General features: G+C 64.7%; 18 protein-coding genes and 1 pseudogene. 6 read left to right on the top strand and 13 right to left on the bottom strand.

Translation table 11 applies throughout. The features are described from left to right. Positions 1-155, bottom strand: a 155-nt coding sequence (locus IHV84_RS11830) for a transposase (protein WP_198847004.1), incomplete at its 3' end; no start/stop codon positions are given. 52 nt (positions 156-207) lie between these two features. Between IHV84_RS11830 and IHV84_RS11825 the strand changes: the two genes are divergently transcribed. Together IHV84_RS11825 and IHV84_RS11820 are read left to right on the top strand one after the other, a co-directional pair. Next, positions 208-1,491 (top strand): putative DNA modification/repair radical SAM protein, encoded by a 1,284-nt coding sequence (locus IHV84_RS11825; RefSeq protein WP_198847003.1) that lies wholly within the window; start codon positions 208-210, stop codon positions 1,489-1,491. A gap of 4 nt (positions 1,492-1,495) precedes the next feature. Next, positions 1,496-2,356 (top strand): TIGR03915 family putative DNA repair protein, encoded by an 861-nt coding sequence (locus IHV84_RS11820; RefSeq protein WP_198847002.1) that lies wholly within the window; start codon positions 1,496-1,498, stop codon positions 2,354-2,356. Between the two features lie 92 nt (positions 2,357-2,448). Here IHV84_RS11820 and IHV84_RS11815 read toward each other — a convergent pair whose 3' ends face one another. From IHV84_RS11815 to IHV84_RS11805, 3 genes are all read right to left on the bottom strand, one after another. After that, positions 2,449-2,919, bottom strand: coding sequence for a peptidylprolyl isomerase (locus IHV84_RS11815; protein WP_044397661.1), 471 nt, complete (start codon positions 2,917-2,919; stop codon positions 2,449-2,451). A gap of 146 nt (positions 2,920-3,065) precedes the next feature. Then, positions 3,066-4,169 (bottom strand): pirin family protein, encoded by a 1,104-nt coding sequence (locus tag IHV84_RS11810; protein WP_198847001.1) that lies wholly within the window; start codon positions 4,167-4,169, stop codon positions 3,066-3,068. Positions 4,170-4,314: 145 nt separating this feature from the next. Further along, on the bottom strand, positions 4,315-4,650 hold the full coding sequence (locus IHV84_RS11805) for a hypothetical protein (protein WP_156445065.1): 336 nt from the start codon (positions 4,648-4,650) through the stop codon (positions 4,315-4,317). A gap of 673 nt (positions 4,651-5,323) precedes the next feature. On the opposite strand from IHV84_RS11805, the gene IHV84_RS20685 reads away from it, so the two are divergent. Continuing rightward, the gene (locus IHV84_RS20685; protein ID WP_198847000.1) at positions 5,324-7,141 is read left to right on the top strand and encodes a methyl-accepting chemotaxis protein; all 1,818 of its coding nucleotides are present in this window, start codon (positions 5,324-5,326) and stop codon (positions 7,139-7,141) included. Between the two features lie 84 nt (positions 7,142-7,225). Here IHV84_RS20685 and IHV84_RS11795 read toward each other — a convergent pair whose 3' ends face one another. The 4 genes from IHV84_RS11795 to IHV84_RS11780 all read right to left on the bottom strand — a co-directional run bounded on the left by IHV84_RS11795 (position 7,226) and on the right by IHV84_RS11780 (position 9,548). Then, complete coding sequence (locus IHV84_RS11795; RefSeq protein WP_044400742.1) at positions 7,226-7,477, bottom strand: hypothetical protein; 252 nt, start codon at positions 7,475-7,477, stop codon at positions 7,226-7,228. 211 nt (positions 7,478-7,688) lie between these two features. Continuing rightward, entirely contained in the window at positions 7,689-8,465 is a 777-nt protein-coding gene (locus IHV84_RS11790; protein WP_198846999.1) for a tRNA-uridine aminocarboxypropyltransferase, read from the bottom strand. After that, positions 8,458-9,063 (bottom strand): trans-aconitate 2-methyltransferase, encoded by a 606-nt coding sequence (locus tag IHV84_RS11785; protein WP_198846998.1) that lies wholly within the window; start codon positions 9,061-9,063, stop codon positions 8,458-8,460. Before IHV84_RS11785 ends, IHV84_RS11790 begins: the two co-directional genes overlap by 8 nt. Positions 9,064-9,167: 104 nt before the next feature. Further along, the gene (locus tag IHV84_RS11780) at positions 9,168-9,548 is read right to left on the bottom strand and encodes a VOC family protein (RefSeq protein ID WP_198846997.1); all 381 of its coding nucleotides are present in this window, start codon (positions 9,546-9,548) and stop codon (positions 9,168-9,170) included. A gap of 118 nt (positions 9,549-9,666) precedes the next feature. On the opposite strand from IHV84_RS11780, the gene IHV84_RS11775 reads away from it, so the two are divergent. Both IHV84_RS11775 and rarD read left to right on the top strand, forming a co-directional pair. Continuing rightward, positions 9,667-10,263: a flavin reductase family protein gene (locus IHV84_RS11775; protein ID WP_198846996.1), complete on the top strand. Its 597-nt coding sequence runs from the start codon at positions 9,667-9,669 to the stop codon at positions 10,261-10,263. Between the two features lie 135 nt (positions 10,264-10,398). Continuing rightward, positions 10,399-11,298, top strand: a complete 900-nt coding sequence (gene rarD, locus IHV84_RS11770) for an EamA family transporter RarD (RefSeq protein ID WP_198846995.1) — start codon at positions 10,399-10,401, stop codon at positions 11,296-11,298. Positions 11,299-11,491: 193 nt separating this feature from the next. Here the strand turns inward: rarD and IHV84_RS11765 are convergent, their stop codons facing one another. Next, complete coding sequence (locus tag IHV84_RS11765) at positions 11,492-12,901, bottom strand: DUF2130 domain-containing protein (protein WP_198846994.1); 1,410 nt, start codon at positions 12,899-12,901, stop codon at positions 11,492-11,494. 200 nt (positions 12,902-13,101) lie between these two features. Here IHV84_RS11765 and IHV84_RS11760 point away from each other — a divergent pair, with 200 nt between their 5' ends. Beyond that, positions 13,102-14,229: a Fic family protein gene (locus IHV84_RS11760; protein WP_198846993.1), complete on the top strand. Its 1,128-nt coding sequence runs from the start codon at positions 13,102-13,104 to the stop codon at positions 14,227-14,229. An 85-nt stretch (positions 14,230-14,314) separates the two neighbouring features. Here IHV84_RS11760 and fosX read toward each other — a convergent pair whose 3' ends face one another. The 4 genes and pseudogenes from fosX to IHV84_RS11740 all read right to left on the bottom strand — a co-directional run bounded on the left by fosX (position 14,315) and on the right by IHV84_RS11740 (position 18,577). Further along, positions 14,315-14,734 (bottom strand): FosX/FosE/FosI family fosfomycin resistance hydrolase, encoded by a 420-nt coding sequence (gene fosX, locus IHV84_RS11755; protein WP_233099965.1) that lies wholly within the window; start codon positions 14,732-14,734, stop codon positions 14,315-14,317. Continuing rightward, positions 14,734-15,684 carry an FRG domain-containing protein gene (locus tag IHV84_RS11750; RefSeq protein ID WP_198846992.1) on the bottom strand — a complete coding sequence of 317 codons (951 nt, stop codon included), beginning with the start codon at positions 15,682-15,684 and terminating at the stop codon, positions 14,734-14,736. The genes fosX and IHV84_RS11750 overlap by 1 nt, the downstream gene beginning before the upstream one ends. Positions 15,685-15,708: 24 nt before the next feature. Continuing rightward, positions 15,709-17,552 (bottom strand): annotated as a pseudogene (locus IHV84_RS11745) (DEAD/DEAH box helicase). A 263-nt stretch (positions 17,553-17,815) separates the two neighbouring features. After that, the gene (locus IHV84_RS11740; protein ID WP_066696604.1) at positions 17,816-18,577 is read right to left on the bottom strand and encodes a 3-oxoacyl-ACP reductase; all 762 of its coding nucleotides are present in this window, start codon (positions 18,575-18,577) and stop codon (positions 17,816-17,818) included. Between the last annotated feature and the right edge of the window lie 28 nt (positions 18,578-18,605).

The raw sequence follows: 18,605 nt of genomic DNA, 5'->3' as shown, positions 1-18,605 counted from the left end.
GCGTTGCCGCAACGCGGGCAGACGAAGCCTTGGGGCCACCGAAGCTTCTCCAGGAACGCCTGGCAAGCCTCTTCGGTGGCAAACCAGTCAAGAAATTCGTTCCAGGTGCGGGGGTAGTCCCGTCCAGGAGTTGGCGTTAGCATCTGGGTTTCCATCCAGCTATTCTCACGTCACTGGAGCTAAATAGATACCCCTTAAATTCATACAGTGAACCTGCAATCCAAACTCGCCATCCTGGCCGATGCGGCCAAGTACGACGCTTCGTGTGCATCGAGCGGCGCTGCGCCGCGCAACTCGGTGGGCGGGCGCGGCATGGGCTCGACCGAGGGCATGGGCATCTGCCACAGCTACGCGCCAGACGGGCGCTGCATCTCGCTGCTCAAGATTCTGCTCACCAACTTCTGCCAGTACGACTGCCTGTACTGCGTGAACCGCGTGACCAGCAACGTGCCCCGGGCGCGCTTTACGGTCGATGAGGTGGTGCAGCTCACGCTCGATTTCTACCGCCGCAATTGCATCGAGGGGCTGTTCCTGTCCAGCGGCATCATCCAGAGCCCCGACTACACCATGGAGCAGGTGGTGGAGGTGGCCCGCGTGCTGCGCGAGGAGCACGACTTTCGCGGCTACATCCACCTCAAGACCATTCCCGACGCATCGCCCGAGCTGATGCAGCGCGCGGGCCGCTATGCCGACCGCCTGTCCATCAACATCGAGCTGCCCACGGCCGAGAGTCTGTCGGCGCTGGCGCCCGAGAAAAACAGCGCCGCCATCGACCGGTCCATGGCCCGCATGGCCATGCACATTGGTGAATCACGCGCGGCACGTAAAGAGCAAGCCGCACAGGCCATCGTGTCGATGCCACAGTCGCGCACCACGCGCCGGGCCAGCGCGCCGCTGTTTGCGCCCGGCGGGCAGAGCACCCAGATGATCGTGGGGGCCGATGCCACGGACGACCGCACCATCCTCGCCACCAGCGCGCGGCTGTACGGCGTGCACCGGCTGCGGCGGGTGTACTACTCGGCCTTCAGCCCCATTCCCGATGCGGCCCGCGCCCTGCCGCTGGCCGCGCCGCCCACAGTGCGTGAGCACCGGCTGTACCAGGCCGACTGGCTGATGCGCTTTTACGGCTTCACCCACGACGAGATCGTGCCGCCCAGCCAAGGCAACCAGGTCGGCATGCTGGCGCTGGATGTGGACCCCAAGCTGGCCTGGGCGCTGGCGCACCGCGAGCGCTTTCCGGTCAACCTCAACACCGCCCCGCGCGAGCTGCTGCTGCGCGTGCCCGGCTTTGGCGTGCAAACGGTAGACCGCCTGCTGGCCGCCCGCCGCGTGCGCCGCCTGCGGCATGCCGACCTGGCGCGGCTGCATGTGCCCCTCAAGAAAGTGCTGCCCTTTGTGGAGGCGGCCGACTACCGGCCAGGGCGCGCGCTGGACGCCGCTGACCTGGCGGCGCAGCTGGCACCGCCGCCGGTGCAGCGCAGTTTGTTTTGACGCCATGCAGCGCCACACCATCACGCTCGACCACCCCACCGACTGGCCCGGCTTTCGCACCGCCGCACGCGCCCTGGTGCAAGCCCGCGTGCCGCCACACGCCGTGGACTGGCGCTGCCAGGCCGATGCCGCTGAAGATCTGTTTGCTCCAGAGGCCGCCAGGCACAACGCCCTGCCACCGCCAGCCCCCGATGCGCCCACGCTGCGCGTTCCCCCCGACTTTTTGCACCTGTGCGAGCAGCTCATCCTGCACCGCGACCCCGCCCGCTTTGCGCTGATGTACCGCCTGCTGTGGCGCATGGCGCAAGGCGGCGATATGGCAAGAGCAGCGCGGCACGACCCGCTGGACGCAGACCGCATGCAGGCCCACCACATGGTCCGCGCCGTGCGGCGCGACATGCACAAAATGCACGCCTTTGTGCGCTTTCGGCCCGTGGTGGAGCCGGATGGCAACACCCTGCACATGGCCTGGTTCGAGCCCGACCACTACATCACCGAGGCCAATGCAGGCTTCTTCATCCGCCGCTTCACGCAAATGCGCTGGGCCATCCTCACGCCCGACGCCAGCGTGCGCTGGGACGGCCAGCATCTGCACACCGGCCCCGGCGCCCAGCGCAGTGACGCGCCGCCGCCCGATGCCGGCGAGGCGCTGTGGCTCACCTACTACCGCCACATCTTCAACCCCGCGCGGCTCAAGCTCACCATGATGAAAAAGGAAATGCCCACGCGCTACTGGCACAACCTGCCCGAGGCCGCGCTCATCACCGAGCTGGCGCAGACGGCGCACGAGCGCAGCGCGAAGATGGTGGAGGCCGAAGCCACCGTGCCGCGCAGGCGCATTGCGGGCAAAGAAACACGGGCGTAAAAAGAGCCACCCGGCTGGTGCCCAACAAAGGGGCAGAGCGGGGTGGCGATGCGCTGGGTTCGCGTCAGCGACTCAGCCAGAAAACCCTGGCATCAATGCTGGTGGCCGTGCGCGCCATGCACATGGCGGTGGGCAATTTCTTCAGCGGTGGCTGCCCGCACGGCGGTGACCTTGCAGCTGAACTTCAGCGCCTGGCCCGCCAGGGGGTGGTTGCCGTCCAGATGCACTTCAGGGCCCTTGATCTTGACCACGTTGAACACGGCAGGTTGTCCGTCGTTGCCCACGCCTTGCAGCTGGCCGCCCACCTTCACGCCGGGCGGAAACTCGCTCTTGGGAATGGTGCGCACCAGGCTTTCGTCACGCGCGCCAAAGGCGTCTTCCACCGCCAGGTCCAGCGTGGTGGCAAAGCCCACGGCCTGGCCTTCCAGCGCGGCTTCCACCTTGGGGAAGATGTTTTCGTAGCCACCGTGCAGGTAGGCCAGGTTGCCCGAATCCAGGGGCTTGCCCTGGGGCGTGGTCACCTTGTAGGTCAGGGTGACGGCGGAGTCTTTGGTGATGTTCATGCGCCCGATTTTCCACCAAGGGATGTCCTGTATCACCTTCGCGAGTCGGTGATAGTGCGGATCGGGATGGGCCGCAAGGCGCTTTTTGCAGCCAATAGCCCGGCTATTGGCAAGAAAAGCAACACAGCGGACCGCCCGAGACCGCGCTATCGCGGATCGCAGGGAGTGATGCAGGCCATCCCAGGCGCGTCCACTGGGCTGGGCACCTCGTCCTCGGTCTGGCCGGGGTATCGCGCAAAGCGCCGCGCCTCAGGCCCGTGCACCGGGTCGCTCTCAGGCCAGGGCCAGCCACCAAACTGGGTGCGGCGGTAGTCCTGCATGGCCTGCATGATTTCCTGCTGGGTGTTCATCACAAAGGGGCCGTACTGCGCCACGGGCTCGCCGATGGGGCGGCCTTGCAGCAGCAGGCATTCCACGGCGGTGGTGCCGGTGTTGACCAGTTCCCAGTCTTGCGAGGCAACCACTTCCAGCGCCGCGTGGCCGCGGATGGCCTGCGGGCCCACCGCAAGGCCGTCGCCCACAAAGTAGTACAGCATGCGGCGCGTGCCCTGGCCGGTGGCGGCGGGCAAAGTCCAGCGTGCACCGGGCTCCAGGTGCAGCGTCCAGATGGCCACGTCGGCTTCCGGCTGGGACGCCCAGGACTCGGGCGGCGGGCTCAGCGGTGCGTCGGCACCGGGCAGCGCGCCAGCCACCACGGTCACGGTGGTCAGGTGGCCGCCTGCGTCGCGGTGCTGCAGGCGCGGAATGCGCTCGTTCCACAGCATGGTGAAGTGCGGCTCCACCATCTTGTTCCGGGCGGGCAGGTTCAGCCAGATCTGGAAGAGTTCGAGCGGATTGGGCTCGGTGGCGTTGAGCAGCGGGAACATCTCCGAGTGCTGGATGCCCTTGCCCGCCGTGACCCACTGCACATCGCCCCCGCCAAAGCGGGCGGCGGCGCCCAGCGAATCGGCATGGTCGATGAGCCCCTTGCGCACCAGCGTCACCGTTTCAAAGCCGCGGTGCGGGTGGCCCGGAAAGCCGGGCACGGTCTCGCCGTGGTACATGCTCCAGCCGTCCTTGCGGCTGAAGTCGCTGCCGATCTGGCGGTCTTCCAGCGGCACGGCGGGCGCAAAGGCGCCATCGCCTGCGGGGTAGGCGTCGTCGTGGTGGGCGCAGAAAAGGAACGGGTCCATCGTGGGCCACAGCGGGCCCAGAGGCTGGGCTTGCAGCACGGGCAGCGGGGCGGTGGCAGCGGTGGTGGGCGATGTCATGCAGGGCTCCTGGTGGAATGCGCCACCCCCAACGGGCGGCCAATACCGTGAATATGGGGCCAACCGGGCCAGCGCAACAGTGCCGCGGCTGGAACAGTGCGGTGCATGCAGTGTGACAGTGGCGCCTGGCAGCCGCACCCGGCGGTCAGCGCACGCCCTGCTGCGTGGCCAGTTCGCGCAGCGGCGCATCGTTGTAAATCCACAGCCCCCACCGGCCCTGCACCGTGGCCAGCTCGGCTTCGGTGCCGGGCTTTATCCAGGCCAGGCGGCTCTGCGTTCGGGGCAACTCGATGGGCGGGATGTGGACCACTTCGGGGCTGATGGGCTTGGCCCAGCCGCTGGACAGGACAAAGCGATGGGTGCGCCACGCGTCACCACGGCCCAGCAGGGCGGAGTGGACCAGCAAGGGCTCGATGACAAAGGCCACCGACGCCATCCACAGCACGGCCGCCAATGCCAGGGCGGTTTTGAACAAAGGCACGCTCGGCTGCTGCGTTGCGGAAAGGTTGGAGGCCGGGCTGGGCTCTGGGCGAGAGGCCTTTTGGCGCGCCCACGCCAGCCAGGCCGCCTGCCAGCAGCCAACGCACCCGGGGGCTGATCAGTGGAACATCGTGGGACTGAAGGTGGCGCCATTCCAACAGCTCCTCACCCGGCGGAACGGACGGCGGCGAGGCCGGATGAGACGGGGTAGGCGCGTGGGCAGAGGTCAACATGGGGTGGCAAGAGACAGGCGATGGCGGTGGCCCGCAAAGGGGCGCCCGATGAGCGCCATCCGAGGCGTTTATGCCATCTTTTTGGCTTCTACCGCCCAGCAGATAAGCGCCAGCAGCTATTAAACATGTAGCAAATTGTTCACCCTTGGGGAAATGCCCCCTGAACGGCCTGCATCACACAAGGCCACCCATGCCCAGAGCCCGGCGTGGGCACCCGCCAGCGGCGGTGAGCGGTTAGCGCCTCTGCAGGCCGGCTGCAAGCATCTCCTCAGTGCTTGAGCGATTTGCCCAGCGATGCCCCCCGGCCGTGCAAATCAGGGCCCGGGGGCGCACAATCCGACCGTTACTGACTGCGCAGCCCAGGTGCGCCACCATGGCCCGCCCTGAAGCACGGCATGCACGGAGCACAGCGCCCTTCCTTCCCGCAAACCGGACTTCCCGATGAACTTCCACCACCTCTCCCTCACCCGCAAGCTGACGATTGCCTTCTCGATTCTGGTGGCGATCATCATCGGGGTGTCCACCCTGTCGGTGGTCAGCCTGAGCGAATCCCAGCGCGATTTCGACAGCTTTGTCAGCGATGAATTCAGCCGCGGCGGGCTGGCCCGTGACGTGCACGCAGCCGCCAGCGCCCGGGCTATTGCCGCACGCAACCTCATCATCCTGAACAGCCCCGAGGACATCCAGGCCGAAACCACGGCGGTCAAAGCCGCCCACGACCGGGTGCAGGAACGCCTGGGCATGCTCAAAAAAGCCGTTGCCAGCACGCCTGGGGTGTCTTCAGAAGAACGCGCGCTGCTCGACAAAATCGACCAACTCGAAGCCAGGTACGGCCCGGTTGCGCTCGACATCGTGGCCAAGGCGCTGGCCGGGCAAAAGGATGAAGCCATTGCGCGCATGAACGCGGAGTGCCAGCCGCTGCTCAAGCAGCTCATCAGCGCCACGACCGAGTATTCGCGCCTGATCGCCACATCGGGCGCGCAAAAGATTGAGAAATCGGCCGAGCGCTTCAGCGCCAAGCGCCTGATCCTGATCCTGTGCTCGCTGGGCGCAGTGGCGGCGGCCATCGTGCTGGCCACGCTCATCCACCGCAGCCTGATGCGTTCGCTGGGCGCCGACCCGATTGCCTTGCGCGCAGCCGCGCGGCGGGTGGCTTCCGGCAACCTGGGCCCCGTCCCCGGTGCCGCCACAGCGCCTGACAACAGCGTGCTGGCGTCGCTGGGCGACCTGCAGACGGCGCTGGCAGACATCGTGAGCCGCGTGCGCGCGTCGGCCACGTCGATCGAAGCGGGTTCGCTGGAAATCGCCTCGGGCAACACCGACCTTTCGCACCGCACCGAGCAGCAGGCCAGCAACCTGCAGCAAAGTGCCTCGTCCATGGAAGAGATGACCGCCACCGTCAAGCAAAACGCCGACACGGCGCAGCAGGCCAGCCAGCTCGCGGCCGAAGCGCGCGCGGCGGCAGAGCATGGCGGCACGGTGGTGCACCAGGTGGTGACCACCATGAACGAGATCACCACCAGCTCGCGCAAGATCAGCGACATCATCAGCGTGATCGATGGCATTGCCTTCCAGACCAACATCCTGGCGCTGAACGCCGCCGTGGAAGCCGCCCGCGCAGGCGAGCAAGGGCGCGGCTTTGCTGTGGTGGCGGGCGAAGTCCGCACCCTGGCGCAGCGCAGCGCCCAGGCAGCCAAGGAGATCAAGGGGCTGATCGAGGCCAGCGTGGAAACCGTGGAAACAGGCTCCAGCCTGGTGAACACCGCAGGCACCGCGATGACCGAGATCGTCGATGAAGTCACGCGGGTGGCCGATTTGATCAGCCAGATCAGCGCCGCCACACGCGAACAAAGCAGCGGCATCAGCCACATTGGCAGCGCGGTGGCCCAGCTGGACCAGTCCACCCAACAAAATGCAGCACTGGTTGAACAAATGGCCGCTGCCGCCAGCAGCCTGAACCAGCAGGCCCACGGCCTGGTCGAGGCGGTGGCGGTGTTCCAGATGGACGAGCAGCACAGCCGGGCGATGCAGGCGACTGCGGCGCAGCACCGGCCAGCCCCCAAGCCGGTAGCAGCACCGGCACGGCCTGCAGCGGTGGCGCCACCGGTGCGCAAGGCCCTGGCCCGCACGGGTGCGGCCACCCCGCCCACCCCAGCAGCGCGCGCCATTGCGGCGCCCACCAGCACATCGGCCCCCAAGGCCAAGGCTGCGCGCGGCCCGGTGGCAGCTCAAGACGATAGCGATTGGGAGTCGTTCTGACGCGGCGCGCCTGAGCCACGGCTCAGCGTGCGCCTTGCCCCGCCACGCCGGGCGGGGCTGGGCAAGGCCTCAAGCCCCGCGAATTCAGCGCCCGACGACCGACCAGCCCGCCTTCTGGTTGTTCTTGTCGTTTTCGTATTCCCACGCCGTGCCGCAGCGGTCGCACACGTAGCGGGTGAAGGTGACGGAGCCGCCCGGGCGGTCTTCCTTGCGATTGCCGCGCTGCACCAGTTCGGGGTGGCCCGGCGCCTTGCGCCAGTTGCGCTGAATGCCCTGGCAGGGCTCGCACAGCGACATGGGTTGGAGTTCACGTTGGCGGGCCAGGTCTTTGGTCATGGGAAGTATCTTGAATAAATCGGTGCCTGGCGCTTACTGGGCAAGCGCAACCAGCTATCAAAATTGAAGCAATCGGCACCACAAAAGCACTGGCGCACAAGCGCGCGGCGGGGGGCGTGATTGTGCCTGAAGGCTGCCGAACCCTGCCCCCGGGGTGGAGCCCGGCAGTTGCGACACCGTGACGCATGACAAAAGCACCGCAGGCATGGGCTCAAGCGCGGGTGGTGCGCCCCAACGCTTGCGCAAGCCGCTGGTGCGCCTCGCCCTGCCAGTGCGGCGGCAGCTGGTGCTTGGCCTGCAGGTAGTGGTGGGTGAACACGTCCAGGTAGGTCTGCAGCACCTGCGCGGCCTGCGGCTCGCCGGCCAGGTCCAGGCACAGGCCGGCCACTTCGGCGGTGCAGAAATGGTCGTCACGGCGCGAGCGGCGCAGCTGGTAGCGCGAGATCTGCTCGGGCTGCAGGCTCAGCACCGGAAAGCGATCGAGGTACGGGCTTTTGCGGAACATCTTGCGCGCCTCGGGCCAGGTGGCGTCGAGCAGGATGAACAGCGGGCGCTTGCCCGCAGATGCACCAGCCGCAGCCACCTCGGTCACCACCCGCTCGGGCGCCACGAATTCGCCGGGGAACACGACGTAAGGCTGCCACTGCGGGTCGGCCAGCAGCGCAAGCAAGGCCGGGTCCACCTCGGTACGGGCCCAGCCGAAGGCAAAGGTGTCTGGCACCACATCGGCAATCAGCCAGCCGGTGTTGCTGGGCTTGAGGGGTTCGATATCGGCCATCAGCAGGCACACGCCTGCGCGGGTGGGCACCACGGGGTGCAGGCTGCACACGCAGTGGCTGGGCACCAGGCGGCAGCCGGGGCAACGCTCGCCGCGCGGGCCGCCACGGGCCAGGAAAGGCTTGGCGCTGCGGGCCAGCCGCGCGGTGCGCAGGCGGGCCACGGCGTGGGGGGCCCGGGGTGCCTGGGACGGGGCTGCGTTCTCAGCCACCCACGTGCTCCAGCGCAAACATGGGCACCTCGGCCTGGCGGCTGAGCCACACGCCGCCGCCCAGCTCCACAAAGCCTTCGCGCAGGCCGCGCCGGTACAGCTCGGCGCGGTGGCGGAAGACGCGGTTGTCCGTCAAATCCTCGTCGATGATGTCCTGCTCGTAGTCTTCGCGCGCAACGGCCTCCACATACAGCGCGCCTTTGGAGAGGCGGCCCAGGTTGTGCAGCGCGGCTTTCACATCGGCCGGGTTCAGGTAGGGCAGCACGCCCTGGCAGATCACCCAGTCAAACGGCTCGCTGGCGGCATAGTCAACCACCGACCCCTGCTGCCAGCCAAAGCGCTCGCACAGGTAGGGGCTGAACTCCACGCCCTGGTAGCTGGCGCCGGGAAAGTGCCGCTCGACGATCCCTTTCCACAGGCCAATGCCGCAGCCCACGTCCAGCACGCGCCGCACCGGCACACGCAGGTACTTGAGGTAGCTGCACACAAACATGCCCAGGCGCTCCATGTGCTCGGGGTCCACCACGCTGGTTTTCTTGTCAAAGTAAAAGCGCTGGTAGTAGGCCTCGTCGAACAGGTTGGCACTGGCGGATTGCATGCAGGGGGTCTTCCTCAAAGAAGGGGTTTTGAATGAAAAGAGCTTCCAGCGCCCGTGGGTTGAGCGCTGGAAGCTCTTAAAAATATAGCAAATGAGGCGCTGGCTCAGGCCGCAGGGCGGTGCAGCACGCACAGCTTGTTGCCATCGGGGTCGCGCAGGTAGGCCAGGTACAGCTTGCCGCCGGGGCCTTCGCGCCAGCCGGGGGGGTCTTCGCAGGTTACGCCGCCGTTGGCCACGCCCGCTGCGTGGCAGGCATCGGCCTGCTCGGGCGACTGGGCCAGAAAGCCGATGGTGCTGCCGTTGCCATGGGTGGCGGGCTCGCCGTTGATGGGGGTGGTGATACCGAAGGTGCCGGTGGGGCTGCGGTAGAAGTAGCGGTTCTTGTTGGCAATGCCTGCGGGCACGCCCAGGGTGCCGAGCACGGCGTCGTAAAACTTCTTCGAAACATCCAGGTTGTTCACACCCAGGATCACGTGGCTAAACATAGGGCTTGTCTCCGGTAAGTGCCCATCAGCAGGCAACGGCCGAGGATAGTACCGGCTGGCACAACACGTTTCCCGCCGCGCCAATACACTGCGGTGACGCTCACCTTTGCACCCACCTATGCACGCACCCGTCCACTTCACCCCCGTGCCGCTCGACAAGGCCTACCGGCTGCTCAACCACGGGCCCACCGTGCTGGTGTCGGCCGCGCATGGCGGCCAGCCCAATGTGATGGCCGCCGCCTGGGCCTGCGCGCTGGACTTCAGCCCGCCCAAGGTGACCGTGGTGCTCGACAAAGCCACCCGCACGCGCGAGCTGGTCGAGGCCAGCGGCCACTTCGCCCTGCAACTGCCCACCGTGCCCCAGGCCGCACTCACCGAAGCCCTGGGCACTGAAAGCGCCCACACCCACCCCGACAAGCTGCAACGCCACCATGTGGAGCTGTTCGATGCACCCGGACTGAACGATGTGCCCGCTGAACACCGCCCGCCGCTGGTGCCAGGCTGCGCCGCCTGGCTGGTGTGCCGCGTCATCCCCGAGCCGCACAACCAGCAGACCTACGACCTTTTCATTGGCGAAGTGGTGGGCGCCTGGGCGGACGACCGCGTGTTCCGCAACGGGCACTGGGAATTCGACACCGCCCCCGACCACCTGCGCACCCTGCACTACGTGGCGGGCGGGCAGTTCTATGCCACGGGCCAGTCCATCAAGGTATAAAACTTAGAACCAAATTGGCACCTGGCGCTTATTGAACAAGCGCCACCAGCTATCTTTTCAATAGCACACAAACACCCCATCCACCCACTGCTGCAGCCCGTGCTGCGCAGCACCTCACCCCACACCACCTCATCCATGTCCAGCGGCATTCTGTACGGCCTGTCGGCCTATGTTCTGTGGGGGATGTTCCCCCTGTTCTTCAAGCAACTGCAGGCCGCCAGCGCGATAGAGGTGGTGCTGCACCGCATGGTGTGGTCGCTGGTGTTCGTGCTCATCGTGCTGGCCGTGCTGCGCCGCTGGAGCTGGCTGGGCGACGTGCGCCGCAGCCCCGCCCTGCTGGGCAAGTTTGCCGTGTCGGCTCTGCTGCTGGCGGGCAACTGGCTCAGCTACGTCTGGGCAGTGAACAACGGCCATGTGCTGGACGCCAGCCTGGGCTACTTCATCCTGCCCCTCATCAATGTGGCGCTGGGCTTCATCTTCTTGCACGAGCGGCCCCGCAAGGCGCAGTGGGTGGCCTTTGCCCTGGCCGCCAGCGGCGTGCTGTGGATGGCAGTGCAATCGGGCCATGTGCCCTGGCTGGCGCTGCTGATTGCGATGACGTTTGGCTTCTACGGCCTGATGCGCAAGACAGCCACGCTGGGCGCGCTAGAAGGCATGTCGCTGGAGACCATGCTCCTCGCCCCCCTGGCCGTGGTGGCCCTGCTGTGGGCTGGCCCCAGCGGCCCCGGCAGCCAGTGGCCCGCGCACGATGCGCACACCTGGCTGTTCTTCCTGCTCAGCGGCCCCGTCACTGCCATCCCGCTGCTGCTGTTCGCCGCAGGCGCCCGGCGCGTGCCGCTGTCCACCATGGGCTTTTTGCAATACATCACGCCCTCCATCCTGGCGCTGATGGGCGTGTTCCTCTACGGCGAAACCTTCGCCGGCCCCCGCGCCGTAGGCTTTGTGTTCATCTGGGTGGCGCTGGCGCTGTACACCGCCGAAGGGCTGTGGGCGGGGCGGCGGGCGGCTGCGGCCAGGGCAGCGGCGGCAGCGTAAAGCCACGGGCAACGGTTACGCAGCGGCCTGCTGGCGCTGTCATGTGGCGGGCAGCGCCCAGCCCACGGAGGGTTGATAACCCAATCACCCTCTAGCGCTTATTCAGCAAGCGCCAACAGCTATCAAAACAGAAGCAAGACCAGCCACCGGGCAGGCGGTCAACACCCATCACCTGCCCCCATGCGGGCCAGCATCACTCCAGATCCGAGATCTGCGCCTGCTTCAGCTCCGCAAACTTGGCCGCCATCGTCGGGTTGCCGCGGGTCAGCTTCTTGATCGTCAGGTCTTCAGCCTTGTCGTTGGCCAGGCGCAGGTTGTTGGCCGACTTGTGCAGCGCTTCCTTGGTCTTCTCCAAGTCCTTGATCGCCTCGTCAATGCGCTTCACGGCCTCTTCAAACCCGTCGGACGCCAGGCGCCAGTTGCGCCCGAACGCGCCCTTGAACTCCTCCAGCTGCGATTCAAACTTGGTGATGTCCAGGTTCTGCGCCCTCACCAACGCCAGCTCTGACTTGTATTGCAGCGACTTCATCGCCGCGTTTCGCAGCAGCGTGATGATGGGAATGAAAAACTGCGGCCGCACCACATACATCTTGGGGTAGCGGTAGAACACATCCACGATGCCGGTGTTGTACAGCTCGCTCTCGGGCTCCAGCAGCGACACCAGCACCGCGTACTCGCAGCCCTTTTCATTGCGGTCCTTGTCCAGCTCTTTCAGGAAGTCTTCGTTGCGCTTCTTGGTGGCCGTCTCGTCGCTCTCGTTCTTCATCTCGAACATGATTGAGACGATCTCGTTGCCCGCCTCGTCCACGTCGCGAAAAATGAAGTCACCCTTGCTGCCGCTGCGCGCGTCGTTGTCCTTCTCGAAATACGCACGCGGAAACGCCGTGGCGCGAATGCGGTTGAACTCCGTCTCGCAGTGCTGCTCCAGCGTCTCGCCCACCATCTTGGTCGAGAGGCGCGCCTTCATGTCCCTGAGGCGCGCAATCTCGCCGTCGCGGTCGCGCAGTTGCAGGGCGTATTGCTCTTTGATGGCGTTTTCCTCCAGCTGCTTTTTCACCACCACCAGGTTCAGGTCGTTCTTCAGTTCATCGCGCTCGCGGGCCACCACCGTCACCGCCTCGGTCACCGCCAGCCTGCGCGCCACCTCGGCTGCCTCCAGTTGGGATTTGAGCTGCTGGATCTCCGCATCCTTCTTCGCGGCCACGCCCTGCAGCTCTTGCGCCTGCCGCGCTTGCGCCAACTGCTCCGCCGCCTGCTGCGCCTGCCGCGCACGCTCCAGCTCATTCGCCAACGCATCGCGCTGCTTCTCTACCGCGCTCAGCGCCTGCGCCACCGCCAGGTCGCGCTCCACACCGCCCGCATCCAGCTGCGCCTTCAGGGCTTGAATCTCGGCATCTTTGGCCGCAGCCGCCTTTTGCAACTCATTGGCCACTTGGGCCTGCGCCAGCGCTACCGCATTGCGCTTGTCCTGTTCGGCCAGTTCCAGCCGCTCATGTAACTGCGCATGGAAATCCGCGTCGCGCACCTGCTTGAGGATGTCGGCATAGCCGGATTCGTCCACCTTGAAGGCTTTGTGGCAGTGGGGGCAGATGATGTCGTGCATGGCGGTCGCTGTGTGTTGTGTTTGGTTGGGTGGGGAGCATAGCGGGCACCAAGCAAAGCAATGGGGTGCGCTGCACGCGCGCTAGGGATGTCCTGACATGGATGTCTCCAGAAGAGCAAGATTCGGCAGCGACAGTTGTACGGCGTAAAGCACGTTTATTCACCGCATATTTTGCGGCGAATAACCCGCATAATCACCGCATGCGCCCCCACCGCCCCACACGCACGCCCCGCTACCTCTGGCAATTGCCCGATTGGCCGAACCTGACTTTTGATGCCGCAGCCCTGGCCGCGCCGCTGGCGCAGGTGCACCGCGCACAGGGCATGCTGGCCGGGCGCATGGCAGCGCTGGGGCTGGCGCAGCGGGACCAGGCCACCCTGCAGGTGCTGACGCAAGAAGTCATCACCACCAGCGCCATTGAAGGCGAGCGGCTGGACATGGACGCCGTGCGCTCCTCCGTGGCCCGCAAGCTGGGGCTCGATATTGGAGCCCTGGCACCCAGCGACCGGCATGTGGACGGCGTGGTGGACGTGGTGCTGGACGCCACCCGCAACTTTGACCAACCCCTGACCCCCGAGCGCCTGTTTGGCTGGCACGCGGCGCTGTTCCCCACCGGCTACAGCGGGCGCACACGCATCACCGTGGCCGCATGGCGTACCGATGCCAGCGGCCCCATGCAGGTCGTGTCTGGCCCTGTGGGACGGGAGAAAGTGCACTTTGAAGCCCCACCCGCCGCCACCCTGCCCGCGCAAACCCAGGCCTTTTTTGACTGGTTCGAAGCCGCCCCGGAGGGCGACGCCCTCATCAAAGCCGGGCTGGCCCACCTGTGGCTGGTCACCTTGCACCCGTTTGACGACGGCAACGGCCGGCTGAGCCGCGCCGTGGGCGACATGGCTCTGGCCCGGGCAGAAGGAACGCATCAACGCTTTTACAGCTTCAGCGCCCAAATTCAGCGCGAGCGCAAAGACTATTACGACCAGCTAGAGGCCACCCAAAAAGGCCCGCTGGACGTGACCCCGTGGCTGCACTGGTTTCTGGGCTGCCTGCTGCGCGCCGTGCAAGGCACAGACGTCACACTGGCGGGCGTGCTGGACAAAGCCCAGTTCTGGCAGCGATGGGCGGGCACGCTCATGAATGCCCGCCAAACGCTGGTGCTGAACCGCGTGCTGGATGGCATGGAGGGCAAACTGACCAACGCCAAGTGGGCAGCAATGGCCAAATGCTCACCCGATACAGCGCTGCGCGACATCAACGACCTGTTGGCCCTGGGCGTGCTGGCGCGGCTGGAAGGTGGTGGGCGGAATACCGCCTACATCTTGGTCAAATAGGCTGCTAGCGGCTTATCAATAAGCGCCAGCAGCTATCAAATCAGAAGCAATTCACGGCCTAGCGACGCCACCAATCCCCACCGCCCTACCCCTGCGCATACCGCGCCAGCCGCTGCGCCAGCGTGCCGGTGTGCAGCTCAAACAGGTGGTTGTCAAAATCGTAAAAGTACAGCGACTGCCCCTCGCCTTCCACCCGTGGGCGGGGCGGCTTCACCTCTGCCCCCAACGCCAGTAGGCGCGCCTCGCAGGCGGGCAAATCCTCGTCAGCCACAGCAAAGGCAACATGGCGATAGGTGCGTTCAGACGGTGGCTCGCCCTCCATGAACGCCAGCCACAGCCCACCCAACAGCACAAACTTTTCGCGCGAGAGGGAAAAGTTGCGGCCCTGGCTGTCGTACACCTCTTGCGCGCGCAGGCCTTCGCAGAACAGGCGGGTGGTGCGGTCTACGTCGCGCACGATGAAGGTGAGGTGGCTGAGGCCGAGGATGGGGGAGGTTGCCGACATTAATTCATATCCGGGATTCCAAAACCAGCAAAACCAGAATAATCAGGATATATTGTTGAATGATTATATCCAAAAATATTCTCCAACTTTCTCCTTATCTCCAGCTTTAACGTTGATTTAATTCGAAATGTATAAACCGGATTAACTGGAGGCGCTCCAACATTTGGATCAAACTTGTGAGGCCTCAAGGCTAATGATGAGAATTTACGCAACTCATCAATCTTCCAGTGGCCATCCTTACTTAAATTAGTGCCTTTAGGGACCTGAAAACTATTATTACCAATTTTCTTCGTTGCAGGAACTCCTCCCATTAAAAACCCACCATTCTGTGCAAAAATTCTTTGATCTACGCTTGACGGCTTCCATGCAAAATAAGAAGTTTCCCACAGGTGAAGTTGCTTCGCCTCTATTTTAGGATTATTAATTTTCCAAGGCCTATGCAAATCATCTTCCCACTCACGCAGTAAGTTATCCTCATTAATTAACTTATCTGTAATATCAACGAGAAAAATCCGTCCATCGGCGTTAGAAAATTGCTCAACCCCATTATAAATCATTTTCTCCACAGCAAAAAATACGCCGACCCATGCATTGAAAGATATATCAACCAACCTAGTTGGTGCACCATAATGCTGCAACATAGCCAGCTGATTCAAAATAGAGAGCCGACCTCTGCCCATAGGAGAGTGCAATCCCCAACGATGCAAGTTGGCTAGTATTTCACCCTCCTTCCTCTGCATTTCCATTTCATCGGGAGCCTTGGATTTACCTGCCAAGAATTTTCTATAAAGTGAACTGTGCAATGGCCAATCTGCATTTACCTGGCCTCGCCAAGCAAATCGTCTCCCCTTTTTTTCTGAAGTGATTGCCACTTTGTTAATTAATTCGACGAGCTCATCAAACCCATCAATTGAATGTTCAAAAGGCTCCCAAAATTTCTGTGCACTCATTAAACGTTCTCCCAATAAAACTATTTAAACGCCCAACACCAACCTCTGCGTAGCCCTGGTCGCCGCCACATACAACACCCGGGCCGCCTCCCTGCGCGCCAGCACCTCGGCCTCTGACAGCGCCAGCGCACCCTCTCCCGGCTCGGTGACCTCTGCTCCCATTCGCTCCAGCCGCTCCACCCCCGGTATCGCCACCACCGGGAATTCCAGGCCCTTGCTCACCTTCATGGTCATGACCTTCACGCTGTTGGCCAGCGGGTCGTAGTCGCCCGGCCCCAAGCGGTTTTGCACGGGCACGCCGCGTTTCGCGAGTGTGCTGGCGCACAGGTCGCGCGCTTTGGCGTCGCGGCACAGAACGGCCATGTCGCCCCAGGCAAAACCGTCGGCATGCGCACCTTGCAGCAGCTCTGCGATCTTGGCGGCCTGTTCGGGCAGGGTGGGCAGGTTGATGACGATGGGCTCGGGGCCGTCGCGGCCGCAGCTCACGGGTTTGACGAGGGGGATGCCGTCGTCGTCGCGGTCTTCGGCGGTGAGCAGGTCGCCCGCGATGGCGTTGGCGGTTTGCAGGATTTGCCGCGTGTTGCGGTAGTTGATCTTGAGGATGGTGGTGCGGCCCTGGGCCTGGATGCCCACGCTTTTGAAGCTGAAGTTCTTTTTGCGGCCCCGCTCGTAGATGCTTTGCGCGTCGTCGTACAGCACCAGCAGGCTGTTGGTGGTGGGGTCCACCATTTGGGTGACGAGCTTGAGCCATTCGGGCGCAAAGTCGTGGCCTTCGTCGATGAGCACGGCCAGGTATTGGCCGGTGGGGATGTGGCCCCGGTCCACGCCGGTGATGACGCGCTGGACCATGTCGGCAAAAAAGGCGTCTTGCGACAGGTTGTTGGCGGGCAAGGCTTGCCCATAGGCCACCAGTTGGGCGCGGGCCCATTTGTGGAAGTGGACGCAGTGCACGCGCTCGCTCAGGCCCTTGGCGGCCATGGTGGCGGCGAGCTTGACGGCCAGCGGCTCGTTGTAGCAAAGCACCAGCACGGGCTTGCCTGCGGCGTGGGCGCGGGCCAGGTATTCGGCGCGGTAGCCCAGCACCATGGTTTTGCCCGAGCCCGCCACGCCGTGGATGACGCGGTGGCCGTCGCCCAGGCTGCGGGCCAGTTGCTCTTGCTGCAGGTCCATCACGCGCAGCATGTCGGGCACTTCGGCCTGCATGGCGGCTTCGTCGAACAGGCTGGCTTGTTCGGGGATGCGCACCTGCGGAAAGAGAATCCAGCGCACGCGGTCGATCTGCGGCAGGGTGAGCGTGTGGTAGCGCTCGTAGGGGAACATCTCCCACAGGCGGCTCTGAAAAGCCTCGGGCTCCACGCTGTCGGTCATCTCGTCGCTGCAGATGACACGGTGGGCTGCGATGGCCTGGCCCAGCTGCGCTTCGGTGAACTGCTTGCGGGTGATGTTGGGCAGCACCACGCCGTAGCTCCACGCAAACACCACTTCGCCCTGGCGGCGGCCATCGGGGTGCACCAGGCGCTTGTCGGCGCGCAGGGCATCGAGCACGGTATGGGCGTAGTTGCGAGCCTGGGCGAAGGGGGGGACTGGATGGTTTTGGGCTCGCTGCTGACGGCATCCAGAATCGTCCAGTCTTCCTTGTCTGCCTGCACGATGGTGCTCAGGCGGAAGTCTTTCACTTCCAGAATCAGCAGCCCCCGGCTGGGGTGCAGGACGATGAAGTCGGGGTGCAGTTGCTGCGGGCCGACGGGTACGTCGTACCAAAGCAGGTAGTCGTCGTCGAGCTTGTCTTCCAGCCTCTCGGCCAAGCGCTTTTCTCCAGGTGTCATGCGCCGCAAGCACGCACCCAGTGCCGGTATCAATGTCGCCATGCTGCTGGCGCCTCCCCTGAACTTGTGTGTAATTGTTAACACACTGTAGTTGCAGAGGGCGAAACGCGCAACCTGAAAAGCGCAAGCAGGCCGCACAGAGCGTGGCGGCGCCGAGGGCAACTTTTTATGAGCCGAATTGGCCTCCAGCGCTTATTCATAAAGCGCAAGCAGCTACCAAAAACATAGCAGTCAATGTAAACCGGCGCGCTTGCAAATGTCACACGCGGCGCAGCGGCTGCGCCACGGTGGGGCGGTGAAACCGGTCAGCCTTTGACCAGCCCGCAGTCCACGATGAGGTTTTGCCCCGTCACCGCCCGCGCCCAGGGGGAGAGGAAGAACAGCACAGCGTCGGCAAACTCTTGCGGGGTGGTGACGCGGCGCAGGGGGGTCATGCTGGCGATGAGGTCGAACACGGCTTCGGGGGTGGCGCTGCTGGCGTCGGTGGTGCGCAGCAGGCCGCCAGACACCATGTTCACCGTGATGCCGTGCTGGCCCAGGTCGTTGGCCGCGGTGCGGGTGAACGAGAGCAGCGCGGCCTTGGCGGCGGTGTAGTCGTGGTAAGGCACCACGGGGTTCTGGAACAGGTTGGTGCCCACGTTGACGATGCGGCCAAAGCCTTGTTCGCGCATGGCGGGCAGGGCGGCCTGGGTGGTGTTGAGCGCGCCTTTGACGGCGCCTTCGAGCTGCTGGGCAAAGCGCTGCCAGGTGATGTCGCCAATCTGCGGGCGGGCGTCGCCATCAAAGCGGAACTGGGCCAGGGCGTTGTTGACCACGGCGCTGATGGGCTGGCCGGTGCGTTCGCGCGCCTGGGCAAACAGGCGTTGCACGGCGGCGGCGTCGGTCACGTCGGCCTGCAGGGCCAGGGCGCGGGGGCCCAGTTCTTCGGCCAGGGCCTGGGCAGCAGCGTCGCTGTGCAAGTAGTTGATGACGACCCCAGCGCCTTCGCGCGCCAGCGCGCGGGTGATGGACTGGCCCAGCCCCCGGGCGCCGCCGGTGACCAGAACCCATTGTTCAGACAGTTGCATGGTGATCCTTGGGGAAGGTGGTGTGCGA

This window comes from Acidovorax sp. IB03 (genome assembly GCF_016406015.1).
GTDB lineage: Bacteria > Pseudomonadota > Gammaproteobacteria > Burkholderiales > Burkholderiaceae_C > Acidovorax > Acidovorax temperans.
The sequence above is the reverse complement of the archived record's forward strand: the minus strand, read 5'-3'. Positions and strand labels throughout refer to the sequence as shown.